Raw genomic sequence first — 14,443 nt, 5'->3', positions numbered from 1 at the left:
ACAATGGATGAACCATCTCTTCGCAAGACGCAGTGGTACTCACTCGCGATCGTTATATTCGCCGGCGATCAGGCAGCTAAGAGCTACATTGACGCGACAACTCCCTTGGGTTGGTCGCACGAGGTGGCGTCATTCTTCAACCTAGTTCACGCTCTCAATCCCGGCGCGGCGTTCAGCTTCCTTGCTGGCGCGGGCGGCTGGCAGCGGTGGTTTTTTCTGGCGATCGCGTTCGCAATATCGGCATGGCTCGCATGGCTGCTCTCCCGGCCGCTGCGCAAAACGGAAGGCCTTTCGTACAGCCTCATTCTGGGCGGCGCATTGGGCAACGCGTTCGACCGCGCCACGCGCGGGCACGTTATCGACTACATCGACTTTCACCTGCACGGCTGGCACTGGCCCGCCTTCAACATCGCTGACATGGCCATCGTGGGCGGGGCGATCGCGCTGGTGGCCCAGTCGTTCATGAGCGTGGAGAACCCGGCCGCCACAAAGGAGTCCCAGTGACATTGGGACGATCCGGAAATTCGCAATGCACACGGTGCAGGACACCAATCTGAAGAGAACGGCCCCCAGCATGAGCGGCCGCGGCTTGGCCCTCATGCTAGCGCCCACCGCCGCTTTTGCTGCAACGCCCTGTTGCGATGGCGGCGATTGCTGCAACGACGTCGCAATGCCTTGCTGTGAATAAACAGCACGCAAGCCAGTTGACCTGGCAATTATGAAAGTCCATCACGGCGATGCTGGCCTTTTTCGTTCCAATGAGCCGTCACGGAGAGGTGATGATGAAGCTATGCCGGGATCCTGCAAGCTTTAGGACGGTCTTCTTTACCGCATAGCGATATGCTGATGTCACCCGTTCGCCTCGCCTGGCAAGTACAAGTAGTTCGTCGCGGTTTTCTGGCCGTGTCCGCCCGCTTCGCTGGCCCTTTTGCCCCAAACAAGCGCAATCATGCCTGCGTTACCACCAAAGTTCGCCCCCGCCAGTTGCTGTTCCTAAAGGGCATCAAGCTCAACGCCATCGCCGACCGGCCAGCGTATTTCGCATCGCTGCGTGCCCGTCGGGGCCAGCCCATCGTCATCCTCGCAGAGCTGGGACCGGACGAGGCATTCGCCCTGTGGAAGCAGCATGTACTGGGCGACAGGCCTCGCTGACCCAGTTTCGCCTCATCCTCCTGACAGCCCCGCACTTATTGCGGGGCTTTCTTTTTTCCGCGTTCGCCAATCGGGGCTGTTGCAAATGCCGATTTCCGGCTGACGCGGCTCGCCTCGCGCATGAAGCTGCCCGCATGTGTCGCTGATTCGTCAGCACCATGCCAGCAGCCAGAGTTTCCAGGCTGCCGCGGATTCTTTCCGCGCTACCCGCCAGTCCGCCATCGCATCGAGTCTGCGGACGCGCGTCACCCGTGACGCCGATGCTTTTTTCTCAACCGCGTGCGGGAGCTGCCATCCCGTGAGGGACGAGGCCCCGCTTTTTCCAAGGAGCCCGTCCATGTCCCAGCAAGCCTCTTTCGGCCAGTTGGCCTTGATCCATTGCGGCAAGTTCCTGCCGCTCGAAATCCTGCATAGCGCCGCCGGCCACTACATCGGCACGCGCGATACAGAAGGTCCCGTTTCGCGGGAATCCTGCCAGTACTTCCGCAGCTATGCCGCGGCTCAACGTGCCCTCGAAAGAGGCGGCTGGTCCCAGCTCGCCACACCCTGATCCAACTGGAGGAACCACGTCATGAACCAGCTTTTGCCCCAGGAAGTCGTCGATCAGATCATGCGGGAAGAGCAGCATTTCGCCGCCGCGCCCCAAGCCTTCTTCGAGGTCTGGAAGCGCGGCGTCGAGATCGCAGGCCCGCAATGGTTTGGCGACGGCACGCGCGAAGGCCTGAACCAGGCAAAGAGCAAGTGGGATCTGCGTCCCGACATGCTGCGTGCCAACGACGCACTCGGCGTCCTGAGCAGCGGGGAACGCATGTTCCTGTCCGCCATGTTCAGCTTCTACAACGCGCGCGAGGGCGGTGCCATGCTCAAGCGCTGCCACTTCCAAGGACTGTCGGACTTCGATGGTCTCGATCTGCAACGCCGCAAGGTCATCGCCGATCTGTTGGTGAACTACAGCGGTTGGTGAGCCGGTCTGCGGCATACCACCGTCTTTTTGTTCACTGCCCATGAGGGACATGCGTCCACGCGGCCATGTCCCTCGATTTTTCTTCCGTCAGCCTGCGCCGATTGGCCCAAAGCCCTCGATCAGTGCCGCCTGACGCTTTTTCCACTTTCAACCCACCGGGGTTCAATTCCCGGTGGCGGGAATTGGCTCCATTATTCAATCTGGAGAAATTCCATGACCCAGAATCCCAATCCCTTTGTACGCGGCTACTGGAATCTGAGAGTCGTCCGAACGCTGTGCATCTGCTACGGGGACGGAAGCCCGCATGTCTGGCGATCCATCCACACGAGCCAAGCGCATCTTTCCGACAACGACCTGATCTCATCGCCTTGCATCGTCACCAGCGACTTCGCGTTGATCAAAAGCGGCACTGACGCCATCAGCGACGAGCTGATTGCTGAATGTGATGCTGTTGAAGGCATCAACGGCGAAGGCGTGGTGGGCGCCGTGGTCTATGCCATCCATGGCGACGACCTCGACGGCCGCCCGGTCCATGTCGGTGATACCTATTCGGCCGAAGCCGCGCGAGACGTGGTGCAGCGGTTGAGTTTCGAGACCGGCTATTACAGCCGGTGCTGGGAAGTCAGCAGCGCGCACATCTGCCAGGAAACCGGCCAGTACCTCGCCAACCTGGCAGACCTCGCCACGCCGGAGGCTTTTCTGTTCATCGCCTTTCGGGTTCCGTACAGCCCGGCGATTGGCGTCAAGCTGATCTCCACGCCCTGGACAGACAAGAACCTGGAATATGCCGAGGGCATCAGTGCTGAGCAGCTTCGACAGGAGCACCGCGACAAGGGCATGCCTGACGACCTGGCGAACATCCTTGAACTGGCCGGCCAGGCAGATGTGCGCATCCTCATCCTCGATGCCGACGCACCCGCGCTACTGGGCTTGCCACTGGCCGAGACCTAGCAGACACGCGACGCGCAAGCCTTCCCCTTTATCCCCCATATGCCAGCCCGCCTCCCACCAGGAGCCGGGCTGGTTCAATTCCATAGGAGCAATCTCATGTTCCCCGATCTCATCTTGCCCACGCCCGACTTCGAGAATCAGCTTGGAGCCTGCGTCAACGCCATGAGCCAGGACGACGCCATCGGCCAGATCCTGGTGTTCGAGCGCATGAGCGGTACGCTGCACATGCGCCATATCGACAGCGCCGATCTGGTGGACACCGACATTGACGACTACGAAATGGTCGTATTCGACGGTGGCAACACAAGCGGCGACACGTGGAAGCACGTGTTCTTCCCGCGTCAGCGAGAACACTACTTCGTGTACGAAGCCTGACCCCCAAGCCCCTTTCGAGGGGCTTTTTCTCGCCCGCAGCGCTGGAAAGCGGGTGCGATGGGGTGCCGTTTCCTGCAAGCGGGCCGCTTACTCCCGGGCCATTCTTGCCCCATGTTCGTCGGCGTTGCCGACACATGCCCAGGCAGCCAAGACCTTCAAGGCTGCAAGCACGGGAAGCCGTGCTGGTCGATGTTTTCCACGGACGTACCGCGTCCATCCACACCACCCACAAGGGACCTCTCCCTTGCGGGCGGGGAATCCCTTGTTTCTTCCTCAAGGAGATTCCCATGGACCGTTCCCTCATCAAATCCATGATGCCTTCGCTAGTCGCAGGCCACGTGCCCCGCAACGTGCGGTCGTTCAAGTACCGCGTGTTCGACGATCAGCCGCAATCTTCGACATTGGGCTTCGCCGTCGACCCCCAGCCCTTCGACGGGAAGGTAGTCGCCATCACCGACGATGCCATCGTCGTCAAGCTCAAGCCGAGCGAGTTCGCTGTGCTCGATTCCAAGCTGGTGACCACCGTCCCCGACGAAGGCGCCAAGGTGCATGTCCAACCCTACGCACGGCGCCGTTTCGATGGGCTGCGGGCGGACACGCCGGAAGAGCGCACCGAGATGACGTCCGACGGCATTCCCTACACCGTCAAGACGCACATCCTCGGCTCCGCGCCGGCCAAGCTGCCCATTCCCGAGCCGCAGTGCATGGAGCTGGGTCAGCTCATCCAGCAGTTGGAGGAAATGCCGGCGCCCGATGGCTTCCGGCGCATCACCCACATGCTGGTCGATGCGGGTGCCCGGGATTTCACCTGGGTCGATCCGACGCCGTCCAAGATCATCGAGACGCCTCCGGCGATCAGCTTCACGGTCTCGACCGCGAAGTTCGAGGGCCGGGTGACGGTGCTGTACGACCGAGGCGGCGACACCTACGTGGTGGAGCTGCATCGCGACGGCGAATTGGTCGATCGGCATGACGAGGTGTATTTCGACATGCTCGGCGAAGTGCTGGAGCGACTCATCGACGACGGACGTTGGCGCCTGATCGATGTGAGCGTGATCGACGCCAAGGCTACCCGGCAGCGCCAGGCGGTGCCGGCATGACGCCGGAAACTGAATCCTGCCGGTTCTACGGCTGACCCGTGGGTCCCGCCACGAAGTTTCGCCCATGGGCCATGTGCCCACAGGCCCTCCATCCATGCGGATGGAGGGCCTTTTCTCTATTCCACATAGGAGATTTCAACCATGTCACTGCGATTCAAAGGCTCCGACCTGCGCCCCGTGCTGACCGAGGCCATCGCCAGCCAATGCCGCGTCATCCTGGTCAAGGACCAGGGCGTGTACTTCCTCGCCGAGCAGGGAGAGCGCCGCCCGGATGGGCGTGTGAAGCTGCTGGCCTATGCCGTCGGCTGCAACCCGGATACCGACCCGTTCGACGACTGGTGGGAACTGGCGCGCGCCGAACTGGGCGGCGACGACTTCGGGGAGTACTTCGACCCGAAGGACGGCGTATTCACGCGCATCCTGCACACCGAAGACGACCTGATGCTGTCGGCCACCGCCACACATCTGTCGCTGGAGGTGGTGCCTCCCGCATAGCGCGGCAACCGCCACTCGACTCTCGCAGCCCCCCACACCGGGGGCTTTCTTTTGCGCTGAGCCGGGCTGCGTGGACAAAGGGAAACGCGCGGATGCCAATTGATTGCTGTCGCGCGCGCGAGGCCCGGCCATGCTGACCCCATGCCTGCTGACGCTGTCAGCGACATGCCAGGCAACCATCGGTCTTCGAGGTTGCGGCGCAGTTTCCACTGCGTGACCGAGCCAGCTCGCACCGCATCCATCCGCGAGCGGCCACCAGTCCCTGGTGGCGGATGCTTTCGCCTTATCAACCCACCGCGGGGTTACGCACCTTTCCCCGCATGCGTGGGCTCGGTGTGTCTCCGCTTTTCCCTATGGAGATTCACCATGAACACCACTTCCAACGAGAAATCGTATTTCGACCTCCACACCTCGGGCATCGGCTACCTCCAGCGTGTCCGTGAGGTGCCCGTCAGGGGCGGCCGCCGTGCGCAGCCCTTCCTGGCCTGCACCATCGCCGCGCTGGTCGGCCCCGCCAGGGACCCGAGCTACCGCTACTTCGACGTCAAGGTCTCGGGTGCCGAGGCCAAGAAGCTCGTTCAGCGCTACATCGGCGTTGACGATTCCAAGCAGCGACCGCTGGTGCGCTTTCGCCTCGGCGACCTCTGGGGCGATGCCTACATCCGCGACAAGGGCGAACAGAAAGGCCAGGCCGCCGCATCCCTCAAGGCGCGACTGCTCAAGGCCGAGCTGATCGAGCGGGCCGAACTGGCTTCGATCGAGCAGCACGAGTTGATCACCCGTGGCATCGGCTACCTCAACCGTCCGAAGGACGTCACCCCCAAGGATGGTGACCCGTTCCTGTCGTGCTCCATCGCCGCGCTGGCCGGACCTGTCGATGAACCGGAATATCGGTACTTCGACACGATCGTCGCCACCCCTGAAGCCGAGCATCTGGTTCGCCGATGCGTGCAGGCCATCGAAGGGGATCGCAAGGTGCTGATCGCCTTTCGTCTGAACGACATGAAGATCGATCCGTACATCCGCACCAAGGGCGAGCACGCTGGGGAACCGGCCGCAAGCCTGGAATCGACGCTGGTCCACATCGGTCTGATCAAGATCGACGGCACCCAGGTCTATCCGACGAGCCAGGCGCATGCCGAGGCAGCGCCAGCGGAGGACGCACCCGCGTCCGAAGCCGCCAACGCCATCGACACTGCCGCCGACGCCGTTTCCTACCAATCTGCCGAGCCCGCCGAGCGCGAGCCCGAATGTGCAGTCGAGGAGCAGGAGCCGGCATTGGCTGCTTCGTTCTGATCCGGCACGGCCCCTCACGGGGCCTTGCCTTTTTCCTATTCGTCCAAGGAGAACCATCATGGCAGCCACATCGGCACCTACGAGATCAGCCCTACCCATCGTCGTCCCGGGCCAGCTCACGTTGCGGACCATCCGGGGCAAGAACGGCCCGTTCACGGTTGGGCGCCTTTCTACCCCCATCGGCGAGTTCGCGGTTAAAGACGCGGAGTTGGAGCAGTACCCCGAAGGAAAGTACGACGGGGATTTCGTCATTCGCTACATCTTCGCGAAGTCCTATCCGGTCGCGGGCGGCGCGCGGTTTGAAGTGCGCGCAAACCTCGACGGCATGACGCTCAACGGCATCGACAAACTGAGTCGTGATGAGGCCCGCAGCTTCGCCACCCAGGAAGTCGACCCACTCGATGAAGAGCTGGGGACGCAGCCTGCGGAAACGCCGGCCAAGCCCGCCAAGGCCTCCAGACCCGCCAAGCCCGCACCCGTGCAGGCCTCGGCGGACCCGCTGGTCGATACCACGCCCTTCGGTGTGGATGCACCGACGCCCGCTGCGGCGGCTGCCCCTGGCAGCACCGAAGAGGGCGACGTTGCTTTGTTCGGCTTGCTCTGGCCGCTGGGCGATTCCGTGAAATTGGATTCGACCATCGACCGCCGCGCCCTGCGCGCGCAGATCGCCCGCCTGGGCGATCTGGGCTACGCGCTGGACTTCAAAACGCAGGAGTGGAGCCGCCAGGCCGAACTGCAACCTGCGTGATCGCAGACACCGCATGCGCGGTGTTCTTCATCCACCCGCCGGGGCTCTTTCCCTATGCGGGGAGGCCCCCGGCTTTCTTCTGGAGGTCTCCATCATGTCCACCATCGATTGCGATACACCCCGTTCTTCGCTGGGTGAACCCGCGTGGCGAGCTGTTTGCAAGACAGCCGCCGAGCACGCCCAGCGTGGTTGTGGCCTGTCCTGGGACCACTGGGTCACGCTTTTCAGTTCGGAGATCGACGCGCAAGCCAGTCGATTGCCGGAAGAGCAACGCGCACAGGCGCTGCAGATCGCACAGGAATGGGGCTACGCCACACCGGCCGAAAGGCAGGAAACCCAGGACTGGAACGCCGAAAACGGCTACTGCTCGCACGGAATCGAACTGGGTTATTGCCCGTCCGGTTGCGATTCGGACTATTGAGGTCCGGCACACGTCATCGCCGCTTGCGCGGCTTTTCTCCACCCCTTGGGGCAGCACCTGCCTCAGGGGCGGTGCTGTTTCCGATTCACCGAGGACATCACCATGAGTCGGCACTACTTCGACACCGTTCACAAGGGCTTTCCCATCACCGTCGTACTGGGCTGGGACCGGCCGGCAAATTACTTCTTCCTATTCATCGAAAAGCCGGCCGAGCTGATCGACGATACCGCGAAGGTCGAGAGCGACGACTTCTTGTACAGCAACCTGCACGAGAGCGACCCGTTCAACCACTACCTGGACTACTACCGAGTGGTCCTGCGCCATTTCCACATCGACGTGCCCGAAAGCATGTTCACCGAAGTCCAACAGGACTGCGAGGGCAACGTTGGCAACCGTGTAGTCAAGCATCAGGCCGACGGCTCGTTCACCGAACAGACGTTCTGAACGCCCAAGCGGATCGAACACCTTATCCGCATTCCTTCATCCCTAACGGGGCATTCGCTGCCCCTGCGGGCGGTGCTGCCCCTCATTTCATCGAGGACACCACCATGCACGCACACACTTCATCCACCACGCTGTTCCACATCGACGAATGCCCGGACGTGATGGCCGACGCTTGCGTCGGCGATGACCAGGGCAACCTGATCTTCCTGTCCATCTGGGCGCGCGACACCGCCGTCCAGCAGTTCCTTGCCCGCCTGACCCTCGGGCGCGACGAGCAGGGACTGGACCAGTTCCACATCATCACCGACGAGGGCGGCAGCGTCCCGGTGTTCATCGGCAACGTCGATCGTCTGGAGAAGCGCATCACGCGCGCTTACCGACGCACGCTGTTCGGTTCGCTGTCCAACGTGTGGCTGTTCGACCGGCGCTGCGTCAAGCCCGATAGGGCCAACGCCAGCGCATTGGCACTGCTGCCACGCGACAGCGCCCACCGGCTCGACCGCTTGTGGACGTTGGTGCGGGATACCTGCCCGTTACCGCTACTCGACCACTGGCGCGAGACCGTGCTGGAACTGCTGCAAAACCACGAGATGCTGGCCCGCCTTCCGTTCGCCCTCGGGCCGCTGGAAGGCCATCGGCTCGCCATCGACGTCCCGGCGCTGACCCTGGCGCTGGGCTCCCTGATCCGCAGTGACGTGCTCACCGCCTATCCCTATCCGGCCAAGATTTGGACGCCGGAAGCGGTAGCGGCTTGACCCACCCGCGGAGGCACGCCTTGGCGTGCTTCCGCTCTTCATCTCGCCAACCAGGAGACTTCCATGGCCCTCATGTTCCCGCGGCTTGCCCGCAATTTCGTGAAGAACGGGTACTTCCCCACGGACGAACCCACGCTTGAAAGAGCCCTCAACGCACTGATGCCCAGCGACGGGACTATGTGCATCCTCGATCCGTGCGCCGGCGAAGGCGTGGCGATCGCCGAAGCCGCCCATGCCCTCGGGCGCGAGCAGGCCAAGGCATTCGCTGTCGAGTTCGACGCAGAGCGGGCGCGCCATGCTCGCGGCCTGGTCGATCACTGCCTGCACGCAGACTTGATGGACACCATGATCTCCAAGCAGTCCTTCGGGCTGCTCTGGCTCAACCCGCCGTATGGCGACCTGTCCAAGGACATCAACGGCAACATCGGCTATCAGGGCCAGGGCCGTGCTCGCCTGGAAAAGCTGTTCTATCAGCGCAGCCTGTCGCTATTGCAATACGGCGGCGTGCTGGTCTTCATTGTCCCCGGCTACGTGCTCGACGCGGAGCTGGTCGGCTGGCTGACGCGCCACTACACCGATCTGCGGATCTACCGAGCGGTGGAGACGCAGTTCAAGCAGGTGGTGATCTTCGGACGCCGGGTACGCCAGCGCGAGCAGGCCCCCGATGGCGTCAAGGCCATGCGCATTCTGCTGCTGCAAGTTGGGCAAGGCGAGATCGAAGCCGAGGAGCTGCCGAGCGAATGGCCGTTCCTGCCGTACATCGTCCCCGCCAGTCCGGCCGAGCCGGAGCATTTCTTCCGCGTGACGATGGAGCCGGAGCAGTTCGCCGGCGAGGTTGGCAGGCTGCAAGGCCTCTGGCCGTCGCTGGATACGCACCTGGGGGCCGCGCAGCAATCGCTGCGTCCACCGGCGCGGGCCTTGTCCCATTGGCATCTCGCCCTGGCTCTGGCCGCGGGCGCGATTTCGGGGGTTGTGCGCTCCAAGACCGGGCGCCTACTCGTCGTCAAAGGTGACACCCACAAGGACAAGACGCTCCAGCGGGAATTCACCGAACGCGAAGACGGCTCCATCGCCGAGACGCGCATCCTCACCGACAAGTTTGTGCCCGTTATCCGCGCGTGGGACATGACGCCTGGCTCCCCGACAAGGGGCGAGGTGCTGACCATTCGCTGATCCACCGGACGCGCTGCCGTCCTGCTGTACCACATCGAAGGAGAAACACCATGTTCCCCAATCCGTTCAAGCGGCCTGCGCCGCACAAGCAACCGTTGTTCGCACCGAGTACGCTGAAGTTGAGCGAGAAAGTGCATTGGCTCGCTCGAAGAGGCCTGATCGACCCCTTGGCCTATGTCCAGCGCCATGTGTGTGGGGACTGGGGTGAGATCGATGAGGCCACCCGCCAAGCCAACGACGTCGCGATCCAACAGGACAACCTGATGATCTCGCAGTTCAGGATCACGCCGGACCTGGCGCTGATCGTCAAGACCAGCGAGGACCACCAGACCACGGTGGTCCAGCTTCCCGAAGAGCAAGACCTGATCTGACGGCACCACATCGTCATCCTTATCCACCTGACGGAGCCACTTCACTCCGGCAGGGGTGTCGTGGCTCAATAACCCATCAAGGAGGAGCCCATGGCATCGCATCGCATCGAAACCTACTGCCAGCGGCTGGCGTTCCCGATCGGGGCGCTCATCTTCAGCAGAGGTGTTGACCGCCTGGTCCGCGCGGGTCGCCTTGACCCGATCCCGTACTTCAGGCGCCACACCCGTGGCGACTGGAGCGACGTCAACATCCAGCAATGGCAGACGAACAGCAGCGCGCTTCAATCGGGCGCGCCGCTGGAATCTCACTACTTGATCCACCCGAGACTCGCCATTCGCATCATCACCGATGCGGGGCGCAGCATCACCGCCATCGTGCTGCCGTCCGAGGACTGAGCACGGTTCACCCGCGGGCCACCCAGGCCAGCATCTTCAACCACCTTCGGCCACGCGTCGATTCTCTTCCCACCACGGGGCATGCCATTGCCCCGCTGGGGGTGGTGCATGCCCCATTTTCTTTGGAGCATCACCATGTCCCTCGATCTCGAAACCACTGCCGCAGACGCCGTGCCCGTCCAAGGCGAACTGCTCGACGCGGAATCTTCCCCTCTGACCCTGAGCCTTCAGGATTTCGTCGGCGAGTTCGGCGACGAACTGCTCGACGCCCTCAACAGCGCCAACCCACCGGTCTATACCGGCCAACCGCAGGCGCACCGGCAGCTCATCGTCGCCAGCCTCAAGCGCAAGCTGTTCCCAGCCCAGGCCGAAGTCGTCCACGCCGCCGCCGAGCTGCTGATCGACCGTGGTGAACGCGCCGCGATCGTCAATGGCGAGATGGGCTGCGGCAAGACGACCGTCGGCATCGCCGCGGCTGCCGTGCTCAACGCCGAAGGCTACCGCCGCACCCTGGTCCTGTCGCCACCGCACCTGGTTTACAAGTGGCGGCGCGAGATCCAGGAGACGGTGGCCGGTGCCAAGGTGTGGGTACTCAACGGGCCGGATACGCTCGTCAAGCTCATCAAGCTGCGCGAGCAGTTGGGCGTGCAGCCCACGGGCCAGGAGTTCTTCGTCCTGGGGCGCGTGCGGATGCGGATGGGCTTTAACTGGAAGCCGGTCTTCACCCAGCGACGCACCCGCCACGGCGACGTGGCGGCTTGCCCGGACTGCGGCACGGTCATTACCGACCTCGACGGCGAGCCGGTCAACCCGGTCGCGCTCCAAGCCGAGGAGTCCCGCAGGAAGTGCGGCCACTGCGCCGCGCCCCTGTGGACACTGATCCGCCCGCGCAGCCTGTCCGGCAGCGACCAGTCCTCGGCCGTGCTCAAAGCCTTGAAGCGCATCCCGACCATCGGGGAAGTCACCGCGCAGAAGCTGATGCAGAAGTTCGGTGACGGCTTCCTGGCCTCGATGCTCGGCGACAACATCCACGATTTCATCAACTTGATGGACGGCAACGGCGATCTGGTGTTTTCTGACCGTCAGGCCACGCGCATGGAACGTGCGATGGCCAACATGGAGTTCGGCTTTGGCGAGGGCGGCTATCAGCCGTCCGAGTTCATCAAGCGGTACTTGCCGCAAGGCACGTTCGATCTGCTCATCGCTGATGAAGCGCATGAGTACAAGAACGGTGGCAGTGCCCAAGGTCAGGCCATGGGCGTGCTGGCGGCGAAGGCTCGCAAGACCTTGCTGCTGACCGGCACGCTGATGGGCGGCTACGGGGATGACCTCTTTTATCTGCTGTTCCGCGCCTTGCCTGGGCGGATGATCGAAGACGGCTACCGCCCGACCACGAGCGGCAGCATGACGTCGGCCGCCATGGCGTTCATGAGGGACCACGGGGTCCTCAAGGATATTTATTCCGAGAGCACCGGCACGGCGCACAAGACCGCGAAGGGCACGAAAGTCAGTGTCAGAACGGTCAAGGCCCCAGGCTTCGGCCCCAAGGGCGTGTTGCGCTGCATCCTGCCGTTCACCATCTTCCTCAAACTCAAGGACATCGGCGGCAACGTCCTGCCGCCGTATGACGAGGAGTTCCGCGAAGTCGCGATGGACACGGCGCAAGCCGCGGCCTACCGCGACATGGCGGGTCGGCTGACCGCGGAGCTGAAACAGGCTCTGGCGCGACGCGATACGACCTTGCTGGGCGTGGTCCTCAACGTGCTGCTGGCCTGGCCGGATTGCTGCTTCCGGTCGGAGACCGTGGTGCATCCGCGCACGCGCAACACCCTGGCGTTTGTCCCGGCTCAGTTCAACGAGTTCGAGATCAGCCCCAAGGAGCGTGAGCTGATCGACACCTGCAAAGAGGAGAAGGCCCAGGGGCGCAAGGTCCTGGCCTATACGGTCTATACCGGCACGCGCGACACCACGTCGCGCCTGAAGGTGTTGCTGGAGCAGGAAGGCTTCAAGGTGGCGGTGCTGCGCGCGAGCGTGGACGCCAGCCGCCGCGAAGACTGGATCGCCGAGCAACTGGACCGTGGCATCGACGTGCTCATCACCAACCCCGAGCTGGTCAAGACGGGGCTGGACCTGTTGGAGTTCCCGACGATCGTGTTCATGCAGTCGGGCTACAACGTGTACTCGCTCCAGCAGGCGGCACGCCGCTCCTGGCGCATCGGGCAGAAGCAGCCCGTGCGCGTGATCTACCTCGGCTACGCCGGCTCCTCGCAGATGACCTGCCTGGAGCTGATGGCCAAGAAGATCATGGTCTCGCAGTCCACCTCGGGCGACGTGCCCGAATCTGGGCTCGATGTCCTGAACCAGGACGGCGATTCCGTCGAGGTCGCACTGGCCCGACAGCTCGTCGCCGCATGACACGTTCCACTTACGGCCCTTCGGGGCCGTTTTTTTTCGCTCCCGGCAAATCGGATGCCGTGCGGTTCGCATTGTTTGCTGCCGCATGCAAGCTGACCGGCGATGGTGAGGGCTCGATGTTTCAGGACGCCGAGCTATGTGCCCCTCTCCACCGTGGTTTCACCATCCCGAACGCCGCCTTCTGGCGGGATTTCTCGGCCTGCTGTGGTCGGCGCTGGCGGGCGGCTGCGCAACGACCACGACGCCAGCCGCACCCGATCCCATCGAGGACGTGTCGGCCACGCCGGAAGCCAGCGCACCCGAGTTCATTCCCGTCGTGCGCTACGGCCGCTACACCCTCGTGGAGATGACACCCACTGCAGCGCAGCGCGATCTGCTGATGCAGGTCATCGACGTGGCCATGCCCGAGGACGCCCGAGCCACAGTCGGCGACGGGCTGCGGCATGTACTCAAGCGCAGCGGCTACGGCCTGTGCCAGACCGCGCATGCTGTGATCGAACTGTACGCGCTGCCGTTGCCGGCGGCGCACCTGCACCTCGGCCCCATGACCTTGCGCGATGCGCTGCTCACGCTGGCTGGACCGGCCTGGGAACTGCACGCGGATGACCGCGCACGGCAAATCTGCTTCGAGCGGCCCGGCGACCGCGCGATCGCCGAGCACACATCCGAGCCGCCCGCCACCGAGGCGGTGCAGACGTTCCCGCTGGCGCCCGCGGCTTCGGGAGGCCAGCCATGAATGCCCCGCATCCGGCCCAACGCTCAACCGCCGCGGTTGTCGTACAGAGCCTCTTCTGGCTTTGGCTGATCGGCCTCAGCGTCATCGTGGCACTGGGCTACCTGGCGATGCGCGATCAAACCGACCAGGAGCGCCTAGATTCCCGCCTGCAACGCCTCGAAGCGCAGGCGACTGGCCTGGCCGAGACGATCGAGGCCATCCAGCAGCGCCCAGCCGTCGCAACGGCCGCTGACCTCAAGGACACCCGCCAGATACTGGAAGCACGCGCGGCCCAGGTCGAGAAATCTCTGAGTGGCTACGCAGCGGCCGACGACCTCCAGGCGCTGCGCACGGAGGTCGAGCAGATCAAGGCGCACCAGGCCGCCGCACGTGCCACCGCACCCGCCCAGCCGCGCGCATCGCGCACGCCCGCCGCCTCCAAGACCGAGCCGCCGCCGCTGCCGTTCCGCGTCGTCGGCGCCGAACTGCGCGCCGGCCAGCGCAGCGTGTCCGTCGCGCCGAGCACCGGGGACTTCACGCCCGCCCAACTTCAGGTGCTGCTGCCCGGGGATGCGGTCGGCCCGTGGCGTCTGCAGGCGATCGAGGGCAACACCGCAGTGTTCCAGGCCGGCAACCAGACCCGCCGTGTGGCGATTCCCTGACCGGAGCACC

General features: G+C 63.8%; 18 protein-coding genes and 1 pseudogene. All 19 read left to right on the top strand.

Features of this window, described 5'->3' with window-relative positions:
* Positions 1 to 3: 3 nt before the first annotated feature.
* The 19 genes and pseudogenes from lspA to AB7933_RS11175 all read left to right on the top strand — a co-directional run bounded on the left by lspA (position 4) and on the right by AB7933_RS11175 (position 14,433).
* Positions 4 to 504, top strand: coding sequence for a signal peptidase II (gene lspA / locus AB7933_RS11265; RefSeq protein ID WP_003098955.1), 501 nt, complete (start codon positions 4 to 6; stop codon positions 502 to 504).
* 336 nt (positions 505 to 840) lie between these two features.
* Positions 841 to 1,152, top strand: coding sequence for a hypothetical protein (locus AB7933_RS11260; RefSeq protein ID WP_003108988.1), 312 nt, complete (start codon positions 841 to 843; stop codon positions 1,150 to 1,152).
* Between the two features lie 337 nt (positions 1,153 to 1,489).
* The gene (locus AB7933_RS11255; protein WP_003116833.1) at positions 1,490 to 1,702 is read left to right on the top strand and encodes a hypothetical protein; all 213 of its coding nucleotides are present in this window, start codon (positions 1,490 to 1,492) and stop codon (positions 1,700 to 1,702) included.
* Positions 1,703 to 1,723: 21 nt separating this feature from the next.
* Positions 1,724 to 2,116, top strand: coding sequence for a hypothetical protein (locus AB7933_RS11250; protein ID WP_003098949.1), 393 nt, complete (start codon positions 1,724 to 1,726; stop codon positions 2,114 to 2,116).
* Positions 2,117 to 2,329: 213 nt separating this feature from the next.
* Entirely contained in the window at positions 2,330 to 3,067 is a 738-nt protein-coding gene (locus AB7933_RS11245; protein WP_003098947.1) for a hypothetical protein, read from the top strand.
* A 96-nt stretch (positions 3,068 to 3,163) separates the two neighbouring features.
* Entirely contained in the window at positions 3,164 to 3,442 is a 279-nt protein-coding gene (locus AB7933_RS11240) for a hypothetical protein (protein WP_003108989.1), read from the top strand.
* Positions 3,443 to 3,729: 287 nt separating this feature from the next.
* Positions 3,730 to 4,542 carry a hypothetical protein gene (locus AB7933_RS11235; RefSeq protein WP_006226009.1) on the top strand — a complete coding sequence of 271 codons (813 nt, stop codon included), beginning with the start codon at positions 3,730 to 3,732 and terminating at the stop codon, positions 4,540 to 4,542.
* 141 nt (positions 4,543 to 4,683) lie between these two features.
* A complete protein-coding gene (locus AB7933_RS11230; protein ID WP_006226010.1) occupies positions 4,684 to 5,037 on the top strand; it encodes a DUF3085 domain-containing protein in 354 nt (117 codons plus the stop codon).
* A 366-nt stretch (positions 5,038 to 5,403) separates the two neighbouring features.
* Positions 5,404 to 6,333 (top strand): DUF3577 domain-containing protein, encoded by a 930-nt coding sequence (locus AB7933_RS11225; protein ID WP_006226011.1) that lies wholly within the window; start codon positions 5,404 to 5,406, stop codon positions 6,331 to 6,333.
* A gap of 58 nt (positions 6,334 to 6,391) precedes the next feature.
* Complete coding sequence (locus AB7933_RS11220) at positions 6,392 to 7,081, top strand: DUF3275 family protein (RefSeq protein WP_006226012.1); 690 nt, start codon at positions 6,392 to 6,394, stop codon at positions 7,079 to 7,081.
* Positions 7,082 to 7,175: 94 nt separating this feature from the next.
* The gene (locus AB7933_RS11215) at positions 7,176 to 7,502 is read left to right on the top strand and encodes a hypothetical protein (RefSeq protein ID WP_006226013.1); all 327 of its coding nucleotides are present in this window, start codon (positions 7,176 to 7,178) and stop codon (positions 7,500 to 7,502) included.
* Positions 7,503 to 7,604: 102 nt separating this feature from the next.
* On the top strand, positions 7,605 to 7,946 hold the full coding sequence (locus AB7933_RS11210; protein WP_006226014.1) for a hypothetical protein: 342 nt from the start codon (positions 7,605 to 7,607) through the stop codon (positions 7,944 to 7,946).
* A gap of 104 nt (positions 7,947 to 8,050) precedes the next feature.
* Positions 8,051 to 8,701, top strand: a complete 651-nt coding sequence (locus AB7933_RS11205) for a hypothetical protein (protein ID WP_043496226.1) — start codon at positions 8,051 to 8,053, stop codon at positions 8,699 to 8,701.
* A 39-nt stretch (positions 8,702 to 8,740) separates the two neighbouring features.
* A pseudogene (locus AB7933_RS11200) lies at positions 8,741 to 9,874 on the top strand (DUF6094 domain-containing protein); the annotation flags it as partial.
* A 50-nt stretch (positions 9,875 to 9,924) separates the two neighbouring features.
* Entirely contained in the window at positions 9,925 to 10,245 is a 321-nt protein-coding gene (locus tag AB7933_RS11195) for a hypothetical protein (RefSeq protein WP_003090130.1), read from the top strand.
* Positions 10,246 to 10,335: 90 nt separating this feature from the next.
* Positions 10,336 to 10,641, top strand: a complete 306-nt coding sequence (locus AB7933_RS11190; protein ID WP_049271503.1) for a hypothetical protein — start codon at positions 10,336 to 10,338, stop codon at positions 10,639 to 10,641.
* Positions 10,642 to 10,776: 135 nt separating this feature from the next.
* Positions 10,777 to 13,056 carry a helicase-related protein gene (locus AB7933_RS11185; protein WP_043496223.1) on the top strand — a complete coding sequence of 760 codons (2,280 nt, stop codon included), beginning with the start codon at positions 10,777 to 10,779 and terminating at the stop codon, positions 13,054 to 13,056.
* 136 nt (positions 13,057 to 13,192) lie between these two features.
* A complete protein-coding gene (locus AB7933_RS11180) occupies positions 13,193 to 13,792 on the top strand; it encodes a PilL N-terminal domain-containing protein (RefSeq protein WP_042113999.1) in 600 nt (199 codons plus the stop codon).
* Positions 13,789 to 14,433, top strand: coding sequence for a hypothetical protein (locus AB7933_RS11175; RefSeq protein WP_043496221.1), 645 nt, complete (start codon positions 13,789 to 13,791; stop codon positions 14,431 to 14,433). The genes AB7933_RS11180 and AB7933_RS11175 overlap by 4 nt, the downstream gene beginning before the upstream one ends.
* Positions 14,434 to 14,443 lie beyond the last annotated feature (10 nt).

This window comes from Pseudomonas gorinensis, from assembly GCF_042015035.1.
Lineage (GTDB): Bacteria > Pseudomonadota > Gammaproteobacteria > Pseudomonadales > Pseudomonadaceae > Aquipseudomonas > Aquipseudomonas gorinensis.
This window is presented reverse-complemented; position numbering and strand designations above follow the sequence as displayed.